Annotated in this window: 18 protein-coding genes; 8 read left to right on the top strand and 10 right to left on the bottom strand. The window is 71.9% G+C overall.

Annotated features, from left to right (window positions below; genetic code table 11):
* The first annotated feature begins 36 nt into the window (after window positions 1-36).
* Window positions 37-609: a DoxX family protein gene (locus FHL80_RS10630; RefSeq protein ID WP_138733391.1), complete on the top strand. Its 573-nt coding sequence runs from the start codon at window positions 37-39 to the stop codon at window positions 607-609.
* Between the two features lie 462 nt (window positions 610-1071).
* On the top strand, window positions 1072-1512 hold the full coding sequence (locus FHL80_RS10625; RefSeq protein WP_138733390.1) for a hypothetical protein: 441 nt from the start codon (window positions 1072-1074) through the stop codon (window positions 1510-1512).
* An 84-nt stretch (window positions 1513-1596) separates the two neighbouring features.
* Here the strand turns inward: FHL80_RS10625 and FHL80_RS25460 are convergent, their stop codons facing one another.
* Window positions 1597-1758: a hypothetical protein gene (locus FHL80_RS25460; protein WP_216870606.1), complete on the bottom strand. Its 162-nt coding sequence runs from the start codon at window positions 1756-1758 to the stop codon at window positions 1597-1599.
* A gap of 355 nt (window positions 1759-2113) precedes the next feature.
* On the opposite strand from FHL80_RS25460, the gene FHL80_RS10620 reads away from it, so the two are divergent.
* On the top strand, window positions 2114-4291 hold the full coding sequence (locus FHL80_RS10620; protein ID WP_138733389.1) for a glutamine synthetase III family protein: 2178 nt from the start codon (window positions 2114-2116) through the stop codon (window positions 4289-4291).
* A 1094-nt stretch (window positions 4292-5385) separates the two neighbouring features.
* Window positions 5386-5622, top strand: a complete 237-nt coding sequence (locus FHL80_RS10610) for a hypothetical protein (RefSeq protein WP_138733388.1) — start codon at window positions 5386-5388, stop codon at window positions 5620-5622.
* A 390-nt stretch (window positions 5623-6012) separates the two neighbouring features.
* Here FHL80_RS10610 and FHL80_RS26230 read toward each other — a convergent pair whose 3' ends face one another.
* Complete coding sequence (locus FHL80_RS26230; protein WP_246078599.1) at window positions 6013-6156, bottom strand: hypothetical protein; 144 nt, start codon at window positions 6154-6156, stop codon at window positions 6013-6015.
* Between the two features lie 902 nt (window positions 6157-7058).
* On the opposite strand from FHL80_RS26230, the gene serA reads away from it, so the two are divergent.
* Window positions 7059-8264 carry a phosphoglycerate dehydrogenase gene (gene serA / locus FHL80_RS10600; protein WP_138733387.1) on the top strand — a complete coding sequence of 402 codons (1206 nt, stop codon included), beginning with the start codon at window positions 7059-7061 and terminating at the stop codon, window positions 8262-8264.
* A gap of 313 nt (window positions 8265-8577) precedes the next feature.
* Here the strand turns inward: serA and FHL80_RS10595 are convergent, their stop codons facing one another.
* Together FHL80_RS10595 and FHL80_RS10590 are read right to left on the bottom strand one after the other, a co-directional pair.
* Window positions 8578-9636, bottom strand: a complete 1059-nt coding sequence (locus tag FHL80_RS10595) for a helix-turn-helix domain-containing protein (RefSeq protein ID WP_138733386.1) — start codon at window positions 9634-9636, stop codon at window positions 8578-8580.
* Window positions 9633-10076 carry a hypothetical protein gene (locus FHL80_RS10590; RefSeq protein ID WP_138733385.1) on the bottom strand — a complete coding sequence of 148 codons (444 nt, stop codon included), beginning with the start codon at window positions 10074-10076 and terminating at the stop codon, window positions 9633-9635. The genes FHL80_RS10595 and FHL80_RS10590 overlap by 4 nt, the downstream gene beginning before the upstream one ends.
* Before the next feature lie 302 nt (window positions 10077-10378).
* On the opposite strand from FHL80_RS10590, the gene FHL80_RS10585 reads away from it, so the two are divergent.
* Window positions 10379-10687, top strand: coding sequence for an HhH-GPD-type base excision DNA repair protein (locus FHL80_RS10585; RefSeq protein ID WP_246078598.1), 309 nt, complete (start codon window positions 10379-10381; stop codon window positions 10685-10687).
* 166 nt (window positions 10688-10853) lie between these two features.
* A complete protein-coding gene (locus FHL80_RS10580) occupies window positions 10854-11201 on the top strand; it encodes a DUF3099 domain-containing protein (RefSeq protein WP_138733384.1) in 348 nt (115 codons plus the stop codon).
* A 3-nt stretch (window positions 11202-11204) separates the two neighbouring features.
* Here FHL80_RS10580 and FHL80_RS10575 read toward each other — a convergent pair whose 3' ends face one another.
* Together FHL80_RS10575 and FHL80_RS10570 are read right to left on the bottom strand one after the other, a co-directional pair.
* The gene (locus tag FHL80_RS10575; RefSeq protein WP_138733383.1) at window positions 11205-12089 is read right to left on the bottom strand and encodes a carbohydrate kinase family protein; all 885 of its coding nucleotides are present in this window, start codon (window positions 12087-12089) and stop codon (window positions 11205-11207) included.
* Between the two features lie 10 nt (window positions 12090-12099).
* Complete coding sequence (locus FHL80_RS10570) at window positions 12100-13032, bottom strand: pseudouridine-5'-phosphate glycosidase (RefSeq protein WP_216870605.1); 933 nt, start codon at window positions 13030-13032, stop codon at window positions 12100-12102.
* 69 nt (window positions 13033-13101) lie between these two features.
* Here FHL80_RS10570 and FHL80_RS10565 point away from each other — a divergent pair, with 69 nt between their 5' ends.
* On the top strand, window positions 13102-13329 hold the full coding sequence (locus FHL80_RS10565) for a DUF3039 domain-containing protein (protein ID WP_216870604.1): 228 nt from the start codon (window positions 13102-13104) through the stop codon (window positions 13327-13329).
* Between the two features lie 89 nt (window positions 13330-13418).
* Here FHL80_RS10565 and FHL80_RS10560 read toward each other — a convergent pair whose 3' ends face one another.
* From FHL80_RS10560 to FHL80_RS10545, 4 genes are all read right to left on the bottom strand, one after another.
* Complete coding sequence (locus tag FHL80_RS10560; protein WP_138733381.1) at window positions 13419-14492, bottom strand: YihY/virulence factor BrkB family protein; 1074 nt, start codon at window positions 14490-14492, stop codon at window positions 13419-13421.
* A gap of 77 nt (window positions 14493-14569) precedes the next feature.
* On the bottom strand, window positions 14570-16807 hold the full coding sequence (locus FHL80_RS10555; RefSeq protein ID WP_138733380.1) for a VanW family protein: 2238 nt from the start codon (window positions 16805-16807) through the stop codon (window positions 14570-14572).
* A gap of 146 nt (window positions 16808-16953) precedes the next feature.
* The gene (locus tag FHL80_RS10550) at window positions 16954-17181 is read right to left on the bottom strand and encodes a DUF7455 domain-containing protein (protein WP_216870603.1); all 228 of its coding nucleotides are present in this window, start codon (window positions 17179-17181) and stop codon (window positions 16954-16956) included.
* Window positions 17182-17612: 431 nt separating this feature from the next.
* Window positions 17613-18920, bottom strand: a complete 1308-nt coding sequence (locus FHL80_RS10545) for an RNA polymerase sigma factor (RefSeq protein WP_439331090.1) — start codon at window positions 18918-18920, stop codon at window positions 17613-17615.
* Between the last annotated feature and the right edge of the window lie 188 nt (window positions 18921-19108).

Here is a 19108-nt window from a genome sequence, read left to right as displayed (position 1 = left end):
CACCGATCGGGATCAACTCCGACGGAGGAGAACGGCATGAGCATCGGGCGACTGGCGGCGCGAGCCCTCATCGGGGGCCTGTTCATCGGGCACGGCACGCAGAAGCTCTTTGGCTGGTTCGGCGGCCCCGGCCCCGCCGGCACCGCAGGGATGATGGAGGCCCTCGAGATGCGTCCGGCGAAACTGCACGCCGCAGTCGCCGGGACGACGGAAACCGCAGGCGGGCTGATGCTTGCCGCCGGCCTGGCGACCCCGTTGGCGTCGGCCGCACTGACCGGGGTGATGACCACGGCCATCCGCAAGGTGCACCTGCCCAACGGCCCGTGGGCGGCCAACGGCGGCTGGGAGTACAACGCCGTCCTGATCGGCGCGCTGACGGCGTTGACCGAGACCGGCCCCGGGGACCTGTCGCTCGACCGGGCGCTGGGCATCGAGCGCACCGGTCCGGCCTGGGCGCTGGGCGCGCTGGCCACCGGCGTCGGCACCGCGTTCGCCACGATGGCGCTCGGTCGCCGCGGGAAGCCGGGAACCGCTGACACGACCCAGTCCGCCGCCGTGGAGGCGGCCCAGGGCGACACCGCAGGCGACCCCACGACGACCGGCACCTGACGCGGTCGACCGGACGTCGCTCGCTTTCGACGCAGCTCGCCCGTTGCGGCGAGCAGATCCCGCCCGCCATCAGGACGCGATGGAGGCAGTCGAGCGCCGCCCGGTTACACGCTAGCGGCGGATTCCTTGCACGCCTATCGCGCGGTTCGCGACAGAGCCGACCACCCCCATCCACGACGTCGCCGCCGCGGTGCTGGAAAATCTCGCCGCCGTGCGCCCGACGCCGTCTCGGCCGTCACCTCCGCGCCTACTGCACCGGCGGCGCTCCGCTCGCCGCCCGGGCGGCCACCGCCCGGCTGCACCAGCTGCGCACCCTCAGCGCTCACCGGGACGCGCCGCGCCGCCGCTGCGTGAGCCGGGCCGCCCCACCGCTCCGATCGGCGCAGCCGTCGCCCGTCCGGGTGGGCCGCGCGCGGGGTTGCATCCCGTACCCGGGTACGGGCTTACCGTCTGCGCATCGACTTGCCGCTGACCGCTTCCCGCTCCGGCCCTGCCCCCGCCGACTGGGTGCCGGTCGACGCCTGCACGCTGCCCACGGCCGACCAGCCGCTGCGGATGGCGGAGTTCGACGACCTGTTCACCGCGGTGGAGCGCCCGGCCGGCGCCACCGTTGGAGCTCGGCTGCTGCTGGCCGGTGACGCGGGCCTGCCCGAGCGGGTGCAGCGGCTGGCCGACGCCGAGACCTCCTGCTGCTCGTTCTTCACCTTCACCGTCACCTCGCTGCCCGGAGACGACGCGGCCACGGCGGGGACGCGATCGGCGGCATCGTCCGAGCGGCAGCCCGGCCGGTGTGGACGGCCTGGCGGCCTCCGTCTGCGGGGGTATTCGCAGTTGATCACCGCCATGAACGAGGCGCCCGGGCGTGCGGTGCTCCGTTTGCGACGGCCGGCGGACGCGAGCTGAAGGGGTACCTCGCGGCCGGCAGACAGCCCAACCGCGGCCGAGGTCCTGCGGCAGGCCGCCTGGGACGGTGACGCCGAACAGCGGTCAGGAAAGTGCCGGGCTTCTCTCCAGGCTCATCTGCTGCGCGGCCGCCTCGATCCACGGGTGGTGGATGTCCAGGCCCTCCGCGCGGGCAGCGGATCGCAGCGCCGCCGTCGTGACGTCAACCGGTTCACCGGCCACACGTTGGGCGACCAGCTCGTACACCAGGGACGCTCGCATGCACGTGCCCAGAGAAAAGAGCTCGAGTTGGTTCCGCCAGTCCGTCTGCATTGTCGGAGACTTACCTGACGGCCACGTCGACACGCCGGTGTAACGAAGGTGTAACACGACACCGCACCACCAATTGCGTGCTCGGGACCGAACGCGTTCGGGTCGCCTGGCGAGAAGTATTTGGACGTGAGCGCCGATCACTGTCTCGAGCGCGAGGCACTGGCCGCGCCCATCGTGGGTCCAGTGTTCACCGGCGCGAAACTCATCCGGTGTGCGCCCTTCCTAGGTTGGTGACGTCGGGGTCCTGCGGGGATTCCCGCGAACGCACCGCCGTCCTGAGGGAGTCGCCGTGAGCGGTAACGCCGTCCGTCTGCAGGCCATCAAGGACGTCGAGGCCTACGTGCCGCCGGCGGTCAGCTTCACCGCGGGGGAGGCGCCCGGCGAGGTCTTCGGCGCCAACGTGTTCAGCAAGGCGGTGATGCAGAAACGGCTGCCCAAGTCGGTGTACCGGTCCGTCGTCGCCACCATCGACCATGCCGCACCGCTGGACCCGCTGGTCGCCGACGCCGTTGCCTCGGCGATGAAGGACTGGGCGATGGAGAAGGGCGCCACGCACTACGCGCACGTCTTCTACCCGCTGACCGGGCTGACCGCGGAGAAGCACGACAGCTTCCTGGAGCCGGCCGGCGACGGCTCGGCGCTGGCCGAGTTCGCCGGCAAGACGCTCACCCAGGGCGAGCCGGACGCCTCCAGCTTCCCCAGCGGTGGTCTGCGCAACACCTTCGAGGCCCGTGGCTACACCGGCTGGGACGTGACCAGCCCGGCGTACGTGCTGGAGAGCCCGAACGGCAACACACTGTGCATCCCCACCGTCTTCGTCTCGATGAACGGCGACGCGCTGGACCACAAGACGCCGCTGCTGCGCTCCCAGCAGTCGATGGCCAGGCACGCCGAACGGGTGCTGCGGCTGTTCGGGCACGCCGACCCAGATGCGGTGGTCTCCTTCTGCGGCGCCGAGCAGGAGTACTTCCTGGTCGACCGGCACTTCTTCCTGGGCCGGCCGGACCTGCTCAACGCCGGCCGCACACTGTTCGGCGCCAAGCCGCCCAAGGGCCAGGAGTTCGACGACCACTACTTCGGCGCCATCCCCGAGCGGGTGCTCGGCTACATGCTCGACACCGAGCGGGAGCTGTTCAAGCTGGGCATCCCGGCCAAGACCCGGCACAACGAGGTCGCCCCCGGGCAGTTCGAGATCGCGCCGATGTTCGAGCGCGCCAACGTGGCCGCGGACCACCAGCAGCTGCTGATGACGACGTTCAAGCGGATCGCGCAGAAGCACGGCATGGAGTGCCTGTTCCACGAGAAGCCGTTCGAGGGGATCAACGGCTCGGGCAAGCACGTCAACTTCTCCCTCGGCAACGCCACCGAGGGCAACCTGCTGCTGCCAGGTGACACCCCGCACGAGAACGCGCAGTTCCTGGTCTTCTGCGCAGCGGTGATCCGCGCGGTGCACAAGTACGGTGGGTTGCTGCGCGCCTCGGTCGCCTCGGCCAGCAACGACCACCGGCTCGGCGCCAACGAGGCGCCGCCGGCGATCATCTCGATCTTCTTGGGCGACCAGCTGGCCGACGTCTTCGATCAGGTGGCCAAGGGCGGGGCGACGTCGTCGAAGGAGAAGGGGACGCTGATGATCGGCGTCGACACTCTCCCGGTGCTCCCGACCGACCCCGGTGACCGCAACCGGACCAGCCCGTTCGCCTTCACCGGCAACCGGTTCGAGTTCCGCGCGCCCGGGTCGATGCAGTCGGTGGCCGGCCCGATGGTGACGCTCAACACGATCATGGCCGAGGCGCTGGATCACATCGCCACGCAGCTGGAGACGGCGGTGGCGGCGGGCACGGAGTTCAACGCCGCTGTGCAGAAGCTGCTGGAGGCGATCATCACCGACCACGGCGCCGTCGTCTTCAACGGCGACGGGTACTCCGAGGACTGGCAGGTCGAGGCGGCCGCCCGCGGGCTGCCGAACCTGCGCACCACACTGGACGCGCTGCCCGAGCTGATCAGCGACTCCGCGATGGACCTGTTCAGCACGTACGAGGTCTTCAGCCACCGGGAGATGCACAGCCGCTACGAGATCGGACTGGAGCACTATGCGCTCAGCGTCGGGGTGGAGGCCCGGCTGACGTACGAGATCGGGACGACGTCGGTGCTGCCGGCCGCTGTCCGGCACCAGACCGAGGTCGCGCAGAACCTCGGCGCGCTCAGGGCGGCCGGGGTGGACCCCGACCTGTCGGTGATGGCGGAGATCAGCACGCCACTGACCGAGTTGCGCTCGGCGCTGGTAGCGCTGCGGACGGCGTTGGCCGGCGACGCCGGGGCCTCGGCGCTGGAGGAGGCGCAGCACGCGCAGGACGCCCTGCTCCCGGCGATGGCTGCCGTACGGGCCGCCGCCGACCAGCTCGAGGGCGTCGTCGCCGACGACCTGTGGCCGCTGCCCACCTACCAGGAGATGCTGTACATCCTCTGATGAGGCCTGAGACGCCGCCCGAGCCGCCTGGCCGGGTGCCACGGGACCGGTGATCGGCAAGGCAAGTCCGCGGAGGACGCCGTTCTTGTTCGGGTCAGCGAGCTCCTCGCCGGGGCCGCCTTCGTGCACCTGTCGAGGAACCGGTACCGGTGCCCGTCACAGGCTCCCGGTCGGTGAACCGAATCGTCAGATGCCCGCCCGACGCGTCGAACACCCGGGCGGTCAGCCGGTCCAGCGGCCCAATCTGCTTGCCGTTGCACAGTCGGCCGCACGCTCCGATCGGGTGGAACCCACCGGGGCGTTGGACGCCGGTGCGCGCTCCCTGAGCGGTCGGTCAACGCGCTGCTTGTGCCCCTGGTATCTCGACCCGGCGCTGCGCGTCACCTAGCCGAGGCGGGTTCCTGGCCCGCGGGTCGGGCGTCTACTAAGGCACCGGCGTCTGGGTCGACGTCTGGGGTCCACCGAGTCGATCACCGCCGCGTGATGGGTCTGCCCGTGGGTGTCGACACCGCCCGTGACAGGGCCGCGAATCCTCGTGTCGGGACTGAGACGCTGGCGCTCCCGGCCCCAGGGATGCAACTCGGCACCCCAGTGGACCGGAAGGTGACCGCGCGGCGTCGGCCCCTGAGCGACGGGCGGGGCTGACGTCACCCGTGCGGGGACGAAGCTCCAGCGTGAGTCCTTGGCCGAGTTTCGTGTAGGGCTTCGGGCTGCTCGCCGACCTGCCGCGGGCGGTGAGCGTGTTCGGCAGCGCCCGCACCCCGGGCGACACTGCGTACGAGGCCGGAGTGCACTGCTGTATGCGCCCCTCCTGCTGATTGCGGTCAGGCTTTGGTCCGCGTCAGCAAGCTACGGTGCGCCGGTGAGTGCGACGGGAGACGGAACAGCGCCGCCCGCGGAAACCGCCGGATACCGCGCCGCCGGTGACCGTCGTGCGTGGGGAGAGCTCGGCGCGTCAGCAGATTGACGTGCTGCACGGTCGGCCAGCCTCGAGGCAGTCCAATCCGAGGGCGTAGCGTAGTCAGCCAATGACACTGCGTCATCGGCACCGGTCCTGACATGTCGCGGACATCAGGCGCAGCGAGCCTGGGTGCATGGCGGCCAGCTTGTACGTGACGGGGACCCACGTTGCTTCCGTGGAGCGCGATCCGCTTCATGCGGGACGAAACGTCAACCGGGTGGTCAACCTCGCCCATGCAGTCGCCAAGCCCGTCGTGGACGGGCTCGAGGAATCCGTGTGCGGTGTTCTGGTCACCGCTCTGGCGCACCTGGACTGGCAGATGGTCTGGGGCGTGCCTCGGTGCTTGGAGTGCCAGCGGATCGCTGGCTGACCGAAGGAGTCGTCACGGTCCGACACGGGTGGCGGCAGAGCGGGTCACCGCGGTGACGCCCTCCGACCTGATGCGGATCCTGAGCGCCCAGCGCTGAACCGTCAGCGATGGGCGGGGAACCGCCAGCGGAGCAGACCAACCCGTCGCTGTTCCCGGCTGGCGGGAGCCAGGCCGACTGGCCTTTCACGAGGGCTTCCCATCAAGCGACGAGGGCAGCCCACGCGGGGTGAAGGCCGATCTCACGGCGGCCCATCAGCGGTTTCCACGCGCGCAGGGGGCTCGACCGGCTCGCTCAGCAGCTCGGGGCGACCACCGCAGCGCTCGGGTCCTGGCCGAACTCGAGGATCAGGCAACAGCCGTCACAGGCCACGCCAGTGGGCTTCACGGCGGTCAGCGGTCGAGGTCGTCCACGTGCTCGGGCCGCAGGCGGCGAAGCAGCACTCCGGTCACCGACCCGACTCGGGCCTGAGTGCCGCGCAGCCCCGAGACCAGCGGCATCAGGTCATCGTGGATGCGCCGCAGCGTGTCGGGCACGGTGTCGACGGCGGGGTCGTTGAGAACCCTGCCGACCCGCTCCAATCCCGGCCTCAGAGCCCGTACCGGCTGCTGAAGCTCCTCGACCAGCCCTTCAAGACGTTCGGTTGTCCGCTGAGCCGACTCGATCGTGTCCCGGGCTCTCGTGGTGACCTCCGTCAGCTCCTGGATCGTCCGATTGAGGTCGGCGAGTGTGCGCGGCAGTTGGGCGAGTGCCTCGGTTGCTCTTGCAGCAGCGACAGCACGTCGCCGAGCCCGGGGATGCCAGGCATCCCCATCCCGCGGAAGGCGTCCACGTCGGCAACCGTCCGCGACCGCAGGTCGCCGCGCAAGCCGGGCACAGTCCGCCCTTCGCGGCCAATGGCACACCCGTCCCCGAGGCGCGCCGGCAAGGCGGGTTCGACTGGGCGATCAGCGCACCGAGGAAGCGCGCTATCGCGTTCGGTTGGATGACTCGGCGGTGTTCCAGAGACCATGGGTTGTCAAGCACGCGGCCTGGACCTCCGGCAGCGACCCGGGGACGTGCAATGCCGCCCGGGCCCAGGCGGATTCCAGCTCGAACCAGGACGACGTTCCTCCGTAGCGCAAGCGCCGTCGGGCCTCCGCCGACGACGGCGTCGCCATCCTCGTCCACCCGGCCGCAGGTGAAGGGGGCGACGACACCGCTGTGCGTCACGACCAGCCGGACGTGACACTGCGATCGGCTGGGCTCGCCCACGAGCGCGCCACCGTGGTCGCCCTGCGGGACGAGGGCCGTCCAGGCGCGATCGCCGTCGGGCGCCAGCCCGAGCGCCGCGGGTACCCCATGTACTGCAGGAAGCCGACCTGCTCGCGGCATCGACGGGCCACACGCGTGACTGCGAGCATCAGCAGGACCGCATGACTTGAGGAGACTGCCCGACATGCCCAAGGCCCTGCTGCTGGAGAACATCGACCCGGTGGCGGTGGAGTCGCTGTCTGCGGCCGGGTACGAGGTGGAGTCGCTGCGGGGAGCGCTGGACGAGGCGGACCTGACTGCTGCACTGGACGGGGTCCACCTGCTGGGCATCCGGTCCAAGACGCAGGTCACCCGCGCCGCCGTTGAGGGCCACCCGGAGCTGGCAGCGGTCGGCGCGTTCTGCATCGGCACCAACCAGATCGACCTGGTCGCGGCGGCGGAGTCCGGGGTGGCGGTGTTCAACGCGCCGTACTCCAACACCCGAAGCGTCGTGGAACTGGCGATCGCGGAGATCATCAGCCTGGCCCGGAGGCTGAGCGATCGGGACCGCGCGCTGCACGCGGGGATCTGGGACAAGTCGGCGACCGGCAGCCATGAGATCCGGGGCCGGACCCTGGGCATCGTCGGGTACGGCAACATCGGCAGCCAGTTGTCGGTCGTCGCCGAGGCCTTGGGCATGCGGGTGCTGTTCTACGACCTGGAGGACAAGCTCGCGCTGGGCAACGCCGAGGCCTGCGGCAGCCTGGAGGAGTTGCTCGAGCGCGCGGAGACGGTGACGTTGCACGTCGACGGCCGGGGCGGCAACGCGGGGCTCTTCGGCGCGGAGCAGTTCGTCCGGATGCGCCGGCGCAGCCTGTTCCTCAACCTCTCCCGTGGGTTCGTGGTCGACCACGAGGCGCTGCGCGACCACATCGAGAGCGGCCACATCGCCGGCGCGGCCATCGACGTGTTCCCCGACGAGCCGAGGGAGCAGGGCGACCAGTTCAGCTCCGTGCTTCGCGGACTGCCCAACGTCATCCTCACCCCGCACGTCGGCGGGTCGACCCAGGAAGCTCAGTACGACATCGGCCGGTTCGTCGCGGGCAAGCTGGCCGACTACACCGTCACCGGGGCGACGACGCTCAGCGTGAACCTGCCCGCGGTGGCCCTTCACGGGTCGTCGGCGGCCCGGTTCGCGCTGCTGCACCGCAACGTGCTCGGCGTTCTCGCGCGCGTCGACGCTCTGGTCGGCGAGCACGGTCTCAACGTCGACGGTCAGGTGCTGGCCACCCGCGGGGAACTCGGCTACGTCATCACCGACGTCAACCAGGACATGCCCTCCGCCCTGCTGACCTCGCTCCGGGCGCTGCCCGAGACACTCCGGCTGATGGCGTTCTCCACGAGCCCCTGACTGGGACGTTGGAGCGGGCAGCCGGTGAAGGGTCGGAGCAGTTCCTGCTCGGGCGCCGGCTCGGGGAAGCACCTGCCCGACCGGGCAGGAGTACAGCAACCGGTACAGCAAAGCGGCCCGGACGACGGCGTACCGCGACGGACGGCGACGGACACCTCGAGCCTTTGAACTGCACGAACAGGACAACCACGCATGACCGCGGACCCGGGGCAGGTAGCTGGGGGGTCAAGGGTTTCGTGGGTCAGCTACTGCAGTCCCACCGTCGAGGGCGCCAGGACTACCCCGGCGTACTGCGAGCAGTCATTGGGGTTCGCTACGGGCCAACGGATGCCCGACGCCGGGAGACGGTGCGTTTGGTGGTGGCGAGCTGAGTGGCGATGTCGCGGATCGATCTGCCGCGGGCGGTGAGCCGGTGGATGACTTCCTGCTGTTCGGCGAACGTGAGGTCGTCGTAGCGGATGCCGTGGCCGGTCACTGCTCGTTCGACGGCTATCGGGTCGACGTCGTCCGCAGGGGGAGTGCCGGCCATCGGGTGGGGCGTGGGGTCAGTGTCGATGTCGTCCCAGGCCAGCGGTGGCTTCCAGCCTCGGGCGGCGGCATGGGCTCGGGCAGCGTTTGCGGCGGCTCGCTCCTCGCCGGTCGCTCGTGGTGGTGGGGTGTTCTCCAGCCGTTCGTAGAGGTCGGCGACGTCCTGAGCGGTGCGTGCGGTGACCGACGGGCTCGTCATGCTGCGCTTGAGGCTGGTCGACCGGCGACCGAGTGGGGCGGCCAGGAGCTCAGGAGCCCAGCCGGCGGCGATGAGCGCCTGCACGCGGCGGTGGGTGCCGGTGGCTTCGACACGGCTGGTGGAGGCGCGGTTGGCGTCGTCCATGTCGATGATCAGGATCCGGGCGGCCGTGGTGGGACGGACCCGGCGCGTCATGGTCGAGTTGTTGAGGGCGGGGTCGGCGAGCTCGCGAATGTGGCTGAGGGCCATGTCGGCGAGGTGGGCGATGCGCTTGACGCCGATGCCGGCTGCCCGCAAGGCGGTGATGTGCTCATGGACGGGGCGGGCGTCGACGTAGGGCTGCCAGCGGCCGTGGGTGCGCTCGCGGTTGGCCAGGCGGGAGACAGCGGTGTTGGCGGCGGTGCAGTCGGTGCAGCGGCATTGATCTCTGACGTATGCGGCCCTGGTGCCATGCACGTGATGGCCATTGGCATGGGTGCACTCGCGACTCGCTCGCGTTCGGGCTCGGACGGCTCGACGAGCGGCTCGGTCGGCGGCCAGTCGGTGCTTGTCGCAGGAGTGCCGGGGATGATGCGCATCGGCGAGCGGGGCGCTGGCGTAGCTGGCGGTGTAGCCGCAGCTCGAGCAGCTTCGGGTGACCGTCATCGCCGGTGACGTGGCCATAACGACGAGGGGCTAACCACCCGGGTGCGGCCGGGAACGCCGGCTCGGCGCAGTACCTCCTCGATCCAATCGGTGCGGATCGTGCCGGCGTCTCCGACGTGCTGGTCGAAGGCCATCGCGGTGATCTGGGAGACGCTGGCCGACCACTCGGCGGAAGAGAGCGGCCGTTCCAGGTGGGCCTCGATGGTGGGCCGGTCGACGTAGGCCACGCTGGCGCCGAGGTGGTCGGCCAGGTCGGTCAGCAGCCGGTGGGGGTCTCCGCCGTAGACGGCGAGGAGAGCCTCACGGGCATGGCGGCGGTCAGACTGCCGGTCCGGGTCACTCGCTCCGGTCGAGGCTGTTGCGCTGAACTGCCGGTGATTGCCCGGCTCGACGACGTTGAACGCGTCGACCGGAAGTGGCTCTTGGGCGTGGCTCGGCATCGGCGCTCCTCACAACAGCTGGTGCTCTCGCCGGAGGAGGCGCTGTCCCGGGTCCCGTGGTGACACCGGGTGCCGGTGTTCCTTGTCCGCGAATCGGATCTGACGCAGGTGACCGCGTCGGCACGGTGGCTCCGGGGTGCGGGCGCCAGCTCGGATGTGAGCAGCGGCGGGCAAGGCGGCCGGCGCACGCGCTGCATCCGAGTGAGGCCTTGATGAGGAGCTGCGAAGCCCAGGCAACCGGTGGTCCACAGCGAGATGCCGCCGGCGTCAGGCGGTGGCACGCGGCCGCCGCGGCGCCGGCCATGCATGGCTACGACGGCCGCGCCGACGCGCTGTGGAGCGACGTCCCCGACGGCGCGACCCTGCTCCGCCGGCTGGGCGAGCTGCCCGGCTTCGGGGCGCAGAAGTCGAGGATCTTCCTCGCGCTGCTCGGCAAGCAGTACGGCGTCACGCCACCCGGCTGGCGCGAGGCGGCGGGGGACTACGGCCGGGAGGGCTCGCGCCGCTCGGTCGCCGACATCACCGGCCCGGCGTCGCTGGCCGAGGTGCGGGCCACCAAACAGCAGCTCAAGCAGGCTGCCAAGGACGCGAAGGCAGCCCAGCAGGCCTGACCCGACCGCAGGCCGACGACCCCGCGAGAACGGTGCGCCGGGCACCTGCATGGCGCACGATCGAGTGGCACGATGGGTCGCAGGAGCCGGGGGCTCCGGGGCCGGTCGCACCATCGAGAACCGACCACCGCCGCCCATCCCCCGGCCAGTCCAGGGAAGGGCGACCGTGGCATCCAGCCAGTCCTCGAGCCGGTCCGACCGACGCGAGCCCCTGCTCATCACCGAGGCAGAGCCGAGTCAGGCCGACCAGCACGCAGCCCGCAAGAAGCGCTACTCGATCACCATGGCGATCCGCGGCGGGAGTCTGGTCCTCGCTGCGCTCACCGCGCAGTACTCGCTGTGGCTGATGGCGGTCTTCGCCGTCCTCGGCACGGTGCTGCCCTGGATCGCGGTGGTCATGGCCAACGACCGGCCGCCGAAGAAGCACCTGGACCCCAACCGCTACCGGCCGCCGGCACCCGACCGGATCCTGGAGTCGGGCAGCAGCAGCAAGGCCCGCGTCATCGACATGTGACCCTCAGCGGGCCCCCGCCCGTCCCACGACGGCGGCGGCCCGCTGCAGGCCGGCCTCCAGCGCCGCGGACGGGTCGGGCCGGCCGCCGGAGCGGGCCCACACCGACAGCACGCCGGCGGTGAAGGCGTCACCCGCCCCGGTCGTGTCCACCACCTGGGCCGGGTGCGCGGCCCGGTGCACCAGCACGTCCCCGGCGGCCCACAGCGCTCCCTCGGCCCCCAGGCTGACCACGACGACCGGGTGCAGCCCCGCCAGCGCCCGGGCCGCCGCTGCGGGGTCGGCGCAACCGGTGAGCAGCCGGGCCTCGTCCGCGTTGGGCAGCAGCAGGGTGGCGTCAGCGGTGTCGGCGAGCCACCGCTCCACGCCGTAGCCGGCCAGCGGCCCGGTGGACGCCGGGTCGACCGACACCGTGCACCCCGCCGCGCGCGCCGCAGCCAGGGCGGCGAGCCCGGCGCCCCGGGGTCCGTCGGCCAGCAGCGTGTAGCCGGACAGGTGCAGGTGCCCCCTGGCCGGGGGCGCGGGGACGTCGTCGGGCCGCAGTGCCAGGTTGGCGCCCCGGTCGGCGAGCATGCTCCGCTCCCCGCCCGGCTCGACGAGGCTGATGATCGTGCCGGTCGGGACGCCGGGCAGGGTGCGCACCGCGAGCGTGACCCCGGCACCGGCCAGGTCCCGGCACAGCGACTGGCCGGGGAGGTCGTCGCCGACGCAGCCGGCCAGCGTCACCGGCGTCCCGAGCGCGGCCAGGTGCGCCGCCACGTTCGCACCGGCGCCGCCGCCGCGGGTGACGATCGCGGCGGGGCGGTCGGAGCCCGGCGCCGGCTCCCCGGCCAGCAGGGCGACCACGTCGGTGCAGACGTCGCCGACGACGACGACCCGCGGTCCGGTCACGGTCGGCCGGTCAGCGGGGGAGTGCCGCGAGCTCGGCCGCGATCTGCCCGGCGAGCTCGGCGTTGCGGAGCACCAGCCGCACGTTGACCTCCAGGCTGGCGCCGGCGCTGGCCTCGTGCAGGTGGCCGAGGATGAACGGGGTGACGTCCTTCCCGCGGGCCCCGGCGGCGTCCGCCGCGGCGAGCGCGTCGGCGATCACCCGGTCGTGCAGGTCGGCGTCCAGCTGCTGGTCCACCGGCAGCGGGTTGGCCACGACGACCGCCCCGGGCGCCAGCCCGCGGCGCGCGGCGAACACCCGGGCCGCCTCGGCCGGGGTCTGGACCGACCAGTCGACCGAGGACCCGGAGTCGGCGACGTAGAAGCCGGGGAACGCACATGTGCGGTAGCCGACGACGGTCACCGACAGCGACTCCAGCCGCTCCAGGGTGGCCGGGACGTCGAGGATCGACTTCACGCCCGCGCACACCACGACCAGCGAGGTGCGGGAGAGCGCGGTCAGGTCGGCGGACTCGTCGAAGGTGTCGCTGGCGTGCCGGTGCACGCCGCCCAGACCCCCGGTGGCGAAGACGCCGATCCCGGCGCGCTCGGCCAGCAGCGCGGTGCTGGAGACGGTGGTGGCGCCGCTGCGGCCCAGCGCGGCGGCGATCGGCAGGTCCCGGACGCCCAGCTTGGCCAGCTCCGGGTCGGCGCAGACCCGGTCGACCTCCGCCGCGGTGAGGCCGACGTGCGGGACACCGTCCAGGACGGCGATCGTCGCCGGCACCGCGCCGCCGGCCCGGACGGCGTCCTCCACCTGGTCGGCGGCCGCCCGGTTCTCCGGGCGGGGCAGGCCGTGGGCCAGCAGCGTGCTCTCCAGGGCCACGACCGGCCGGCCGGCGGCGAGCGCGTCGGCGACCTCGGGGGACAGGGTGGTAGCAACAGGTGGGCCAGCGGCGTTCTGCACCCTGTCATCATGGTGGGCGGTCCGCGGGCGACCGGTCACCGGTCCCGCACCCCGAACCAGGGAGCAGACGTGAGCAGCAGCGACATCCTCGAGCGGCCGGACGTCCGCGACGCCGACACCGGCAGCGCCAACGAGGTCTTCCACTACGTGAAGAAGAACAAGATCGCCGAGAGTGCGGTCATGGGCACCATGGTCGAGGCGCTCTGCGGCGAGGTCTTCCCGGTCACCAAGACCCCCAAGCACGGCAGCCCGGTGTGCCCGGCCTGCAAGGAGGTCTACAACCAGCTGAAGAAGTGAGTCACCGGACCCTGCCAGGACGGTGACGGCCCCTGTGCAGGGTCCCGGCGCGAGCGGAGCGAGGGTCGGGGGGCACGGGGGTCCTTCGTCTAGCGGAGTCCCAACTTCTCGGCCTCCAACTCGATCTTGGCGGCGCGGCGGGCCTGACGGCGGGCGTCGTGGCGGCGGCGCTTGGCCGGCCACCGGGTCTCGATCGTGGCGTTGAGCTCGCCACCGAGCAGCAGCGCCATGCCCAGCAGGAAGCAGAACAGCAGGGCCGCGATCGGGGCGGCCAGCGCGCCGTAGGGCAGGGCCGTGGTGAGGATGTCGGCGACGTAACCGCGCAGCACGGTCGCCGCGACCACGAAGAAGACGACGGCGAAGATGGCCCCCGGCAGGTGTCGGTGCCAGGGGATCCGCCGCGGCAGCATCACGTGGTAGAAGCTCGTGAGCACCAGGACCAGGCCCACCACGACCAGCGGCCAGTACACCGCGTTGACCAGGATCGTCGCGGTGCTCTGCCAGTCGGTGGGCAGCAGGTCGACCAGGGTCTCCCGGCCCAGCACCAGCAGCGGCAGGGTGAGGACGGCGGCCACCAAGCCGCAGACGAACAGCCACAGCGCCATCAGCCGGGTGGCGATCGGCCCGCGCACGTCGCGTTGCCCGTAGGCGATGACGCCGGTGTTGATGAACGTCGCGGTCGCCGAGGAACCGGCCCACAGCGACACCAGGAAGCCCAGGCTGACGACGTCCAGCCGGCCCGAGTTCAGGATGTCGTCCAGGGTCGGCTGCACCAGGTCCGCCACGACGCCGGGGGTGAGCGCCTCGGCGGAGGCGGTGACCAGCTGGTTCTCGATCTCGGCGACCTTGTCCGCGCCGATCCAGTCGCCGAGGAAGCCCAGCGAGCCCAGCAGCCCGATCAGCAGCGGGGGGACCGACAGGACCTGCCAGAAGGCCGCCTCCGCCGACAGCCCGAGGATCCGGTCCGACCAGGCCTTGGCCAGGCTGGCCCCGAGGACCTGCAACGGCACCCGGATCGGTGCCGGCAGCCACCCCAGCCGGCCGCGGCGGGCGGGCTGCGGACGCGGCTGCGGAGGGGCATCCCCGGCGCGCGGTCCGGCGTCGGCGCCCTCGGTGTGCTCACCGGCGGGCGCCGTTGAGCTGCGTGGGACGGCGGAGGCCACAGCTCCAGTGTGCACGGCCGCTCCGCCGGGCGGCCGCTGCTGACCTGCGGACACCGCCCCGGAGGGGGGCGACGGTCTCAGCGGCGTCGCCGACGTGCGCGGGCGCGGACGTCGTCAGCAGGCCGGGCACCGGGACGCCGTCCGGCCGGCGTGGCCGGTGCCGGGGTGCTCGTGGCGGCCGGCTGTCCCGCGGCCGGGTCGGCCGGCGGGATGCAGTGGATGACCGCCTCGGCGGCGTAGTGGGTGTCGAAGTCCTCGCGGCGGAGCTCGGCCCCGGTGGCCAGGTCCTTGAACACCCGGGTCACGGTGATGTCGAAACCCTGCGACCCGGACTGCGCGATGCAGGTGCCGTCGTCCGGCTTCTCCTGCACCGCCGGGGCGGTGACGTTGCGCTTCGCGCTGCTCACCGACTCGACGTCGTAGTGCGGGGTGCCCCAGAAGGTGACCGTGATGGAGCCGCCGGAGACCCACTGGGTCTGCACGTAGATGCCCGTGGTGGTGTCGTTCTTCCACACCAGGTCGATGAGCCCGTCGTAGACGGTGGCCTCGCGACCGGCGGGGTAGCGGCTGATGTAGAAGCTGTGCGGCTTGTGGTGCACGTCCTCGAGCCCGGCGAAGAAGACGGCGTTGAACATGGTCGTGGCGAACTGGCTGATGCCGCCGCCGACCGCCTTCGCCAGTTGGCCACCCTCGATCACGTTGGCCGGGACGTAGCCCTGGGCGGTGCCCCGCGGGCCGGTGAAGTCGTTGAGGCTGAACGTCTCACCGGGCCTGACCAGGGCGCCGTCCACCTTCTCGGCGATCACGCGGATGTTGGTCGCGCTGGGCGACATCGTGAAGTTGGTGGTGAACGAGCTGACCTGCTCGGTGATGCCCAGCGCCTGCGCATGCTCGGTGGTGAAGTCGGCCGGCACCGGGCCCAGCGTCGCGGTGACCTGGCGGGGGGCGGGGTCGTCCAGCACGGGCAGCAGCTGCTCGGCCAGTTCGGAGGGGTCGATCCCCTGGCCGTCGACCGAGGGGACGACCGAGATCGAGTCGCCGGTCACCTCGAAGCGGGCGTCCTGCGCGGGGGAACCGAAGGCGGCGAAGTCCTCGCCCATGGCGGTCTGCAGTGCCGCCGGGTCGACCGCGACCTCCAGGCTGCCGTCGTCCTCGGGGCTGAAGGTCAGCGAGGCGGCGATCGCGGTCTCCGGGACGTCGACGGGGTCCGCGCCGTCGGTGCCCGCCACGGTGACCGGGGCCGCCAGCGCCGGCGTGACCGTCTCCTCCAGCACGCGCTGGGCCTCGGCCGTCCCGACCCGCACCGGGGCGACGTCGACGGGCAGGTCGACCGGGGACGCCGGGTCGGCCGTGGAGGAGACCGCCGCGGTGATCGCGGCGACGGCGCCGTCGCGGTCCAGCGTGCGGCCCTCGACGGGCTCGACGAGTGAGGGGGTGGTGCCCTCGAGGGTGATCGTGGCGTCCACCGGGGCGCGGTCCACCGTCGTGGCCAGCAGCTCGACCTGGGCGTCCAGCGAGGTCCGGTCGACGGTCAGCACCGGGTCGACGGTGCGGTCGGAGAACAGCGAGGTGAGCCGGGTCCAGGGGTTGAGCGGCTGGTCCTCAACGGCGTCGACCGTGCCCGGCACGTCCAGCGCGATGCCTGCGGCCGGGGGGTGCAGCAGCCCCTCCACGTCGTCGGCGACCAGCGGGCGGTCGGCGACGACCCGGGGCGCGAGGTCGCGCTGCAGCCGATCGGAGGCCTCCGCGGGGGACAGGCCGCCGAGCTCGAGGCCGGCCACCACCGTGCCGCGCGGGACGTCGTCGCCGGCAGCGAGCAGGTCGACGCCGTAGGCGGCCCCCAGTGCGAGGACGGCTGCGGCGGGGAGGAGGACCGCGCGGCGCCGCCACCAGGGACCGCCGGGCGGGGCACCGGCCGACGGCGGTCCGGGAGGTCCGTCCGCGGTCTCGTGGTCGCCGAGGAGTGTGCTGTGCCGGGCGTCGTCGGGGGCCGGGGCGTGGTCGTCGTGCGCCGGGCCGATCACCTGGGTGTCGGAGTGCTCACGGCCGTCAGCGGCCGTCGTGGCGCTGTCCGTCGTGGTGTCGTCCGTCGTGGTGTCGTCCGTCGTGGTGTCGTCCGCTACCGGCGGGATCAGCTGGGTGTCCGACGGCTCGGCGTCAGGTCCGTCGGCCGTAGGCGCGGCCATCCGGCCGGACCCGGACGCGGCGGGGCCGGACAACGGCGGCACCGGCGGCGCGCTGCGGTTCCCGCCGATCGTGCCGTCCGACTGCAGGCGCACCGTGTCGGCGGCGTCCCGGGGGGCGTCCTGCGGCATGGATCGGTCTCCGGCTCGGGGGAGACCGGTGGCCGGTCCCGGGAACGGCGAAGCCGCCGACTCCCCGTTCCCGCGGTGCGGGTCCGGAGCGTCGGCGGCTTCGTCGGGTGAGGGCTTCATCGCTGGCGCGACGATAGTTGCCCTCTTCAGTCGGAGACGCGCGCCTCGCCGTCTGTGTCGATGATGTCGACGGCGATGTCGCGGAGCTTGCTGTCGTACTCACGGGCGTGGTGCCCGCAGAAGACGAGGTCACTGCCGCTGGGGAGGACCACTCGAACCTTGGCCAGAGCACCGCAGCGGTCGCAGTGGAAGGGAACGACGAGATCTTCGGTGGGCGGGGTCGTCGTCAGCGTCTGGGTCGTCATCTGGCTCATCACTCGCTCTCTACCGCACGGACCCGCGACTGCGGATCGGCCTCCTGCACAGCGCCAGGATGGCCCCTCGTGTTCCCGTTCCGGCCCCCGAAGTGCATCGACGCGCGGAAAGAGATGCGGTCGTGACACGAACAGGTGCGGTGGAGCGGTTCAGCAGGGGACGTCACTGGTTTCGGAACTGGGTCCGGGTGGTGCACGTGCTGTCTTGCTCGATCACCGGCCGGGCCGGCTGTGGGTCCACTGCTGTTCTGACCTCGCCCACGCTACGCCGTCTACCCGACACGTGCCGTCGTACACAGTCGAGTCACCCATTCGGTAGAAGGACCCCCCTGCCCCCCCATCACTCGCAAGCTCGCGACGGGACCCTGCAGGGGGGCCGGCAAAGCCGCCCTGCACGGTCCCGTCGCGAAGCTGTGCGGAGAGGTGTTCCTTCAGTCCAGGTAGTCGCGCAGGACCTGCGAGCGGCTCGGGTGGCGCAGCTTCGACATCGTCTTGGACTCGATCTGCCGGATCCGCTCCCGGGTCACCCCGTAGACCTGGCCGATCTCGTCCAGCGTGCGCGGCTGGCCGTCGGTGAGGCCGAAGCGCAGCCGGACCACGCCGGCCTCCCGCTCGGACAGCGTCTGCAGCACGCTGGTGAGCTGGTCCTGCATGAGCGTGAAGCTCACCGCGTCGACCGCGACGACGGCCTCGGAGTCCTCGATGAAGTCACCGAGCTGGCTGTCGCCCTCGTCGCCGATGGTCTGGTCCAGGCTGATCGGCTCCCGGGCGTACTGCTGGATCTCCAGCACCTTGTCCGGGGTGATGTCCATCTCCTTGGCCAGCTCCTCCGGCGTGGGCTCGCGGCCCAGGTCCTGGAGCAGCTCGCGCTGGATGCGGCCGAGCTTGTTGATGACCTCGACCATGTGCACCGGGATGCGGATGGTGCGGGCCTGGTCGGCCATGGCCCGGGTGATCGCCTGCCGGATCCACCAGGTGGCGTAGGTGGAGAACTTGTAGCCCTTGGTGTAGTCGAACTTCTCGACCGCGCGGATCAGCCCGAGGTTGCCCTCCTGGATCAGGTCCAGGAACGCCATGCCGCGGCCGGTGTAGCGCTTGGCGAGGGAGACCACCAGGCGGAGGTTGGCCTCCAGCAGGTGGTTCTTGGCGCGCTCGCCGTCGCGGACGATCCAGTTGAGGTCGCGGCGCATCTGCGGGGTGAGCTTCTGGCCCTCCTCCTCGACCTGGCGCAGCCGCTCGGCGCCGTAGAGCCCGGCCTCGATCCGCTTGGCGAGGTCGACCTCCTCCTCGGCGGTGAGCAGCGCGACCTTGCCGATCTGCTTGAGGTAGGCGCGGACGGAGTCGGCCGACGCGGTGAGCTCGGCGTCCTTGCGCGCCTGGCGCAGCGCCTCGGACTCCTCCTCGTCGTCCCACTCGAAGTCGCCGCTCTTCTCGTCGCCCTCGTCGGTCTCGGCGACGGCGACGCCGTCCTTGCCGGTGACGACGGTCTCGTCGAGCTTGAGGCCCTCGGGCCCCGCGTCGACGACGGCGACGGCGCTGCCGTCACCGGCGACGGCGGTCAGCACGGTGCCCTCGCCGGCGCCCGGGGAGGGGGCGATCGTCGGCTTGCGGGCGGCGGCCTTCTTCGCCGGGGCCTTCTTGGCCGGGGCCTTCTTGGCTGCTGCGGTCACCGCGGCGGTGGACTGCGTCGAGGCGGTGGCACGGGCGGCGACCGTCCGGCTGCGACTCGGACTGCTCACCGTGTTCTCCGGCTGGTCGGACGGCTGGTCGGCGGGCACTCAGGGTTCCTTCCCGTACAACTGCGGTGCGTTCCTCGAGGACCGTGTGGCCCGCGGGCAGCGGCCCCGGACCGCACCCGGCGCAGTGGCCCACCGCCAGGCCCGGCGGGGTGACACACCGCGAGGTGTTTCACCGGGCTGGGGGAGGG

This window comes from Modestobacter excelsi (assembly GCF_005930495.1).
GTDB classification, from domain to species: domain Bacteria; phylum Actinomycetota; class Actinomycetes; order Mycobacteriales; family Geodermatophilaceae; genus Modestobacter; species Modestobacter excelsi.
The sequence above is the reverse complement of the archived record's forward strand: the minus strand, read 5'-3'. Positions and strand labels throughout refer to the sequence as shown.

Coding starts and splice junctions, on each gene's coding strand:
- FHL80_RS10610 (WP_138733388.1), top strand. CDS start 5,386: ATGGCGGCCAGCTTGTACGTGACGGGGACCCACGTTGCTTCCGTGGAG.
- FHL80_RS10595 (WP_138733386.1), bottom strand. CDS start 9,636: ATGACGGTCACCCGAAGCTGCTCGAGCTGCGGCTACACCGCCAGCTAC.
- serA (WP_138733387.1), top strand. CDS start 7,059: ATGCCCAAGGCCCTGCTGCTGGAGAACATCGACCCGGTGGCGGTGGAG.
- FHL80_RS10590 (WP_138733385.1), bottom strand. CDS start 10,076: ATGCCGAGCCACGCCCAAGAGCCACTTCCGGTCGACGCGTTCAACGTC.
- FHL80_RS10550 (WP_216870603.1), bottom strand. CDS start 17,181: ATGAGCCAGATGACGACCCAGACGCTGACGACGACCCCGCCCACCGAA.
- FHL80_RS10555 (WP_138733380.1), bottom strand. CDS start 16,807: ATGCCGCAGGACGCCCCCCGGGACGCCGCCGACACGGTGCGCCTGCAG.
- FHL80_RS10630 (WP_138733391.1), top strand. CDS start 37: ATGAGCATCGGGCGACTGGCGGCGCGAGCCCTCATCGGGGGCCTGTTC.
- FHL80_RS10585 (WP_246078598.1), top strand. CDS start 10,379: ATGCATGGCTACGACGGCCGCGCCGACGCGCTGTGGAGCGACGTCCCC.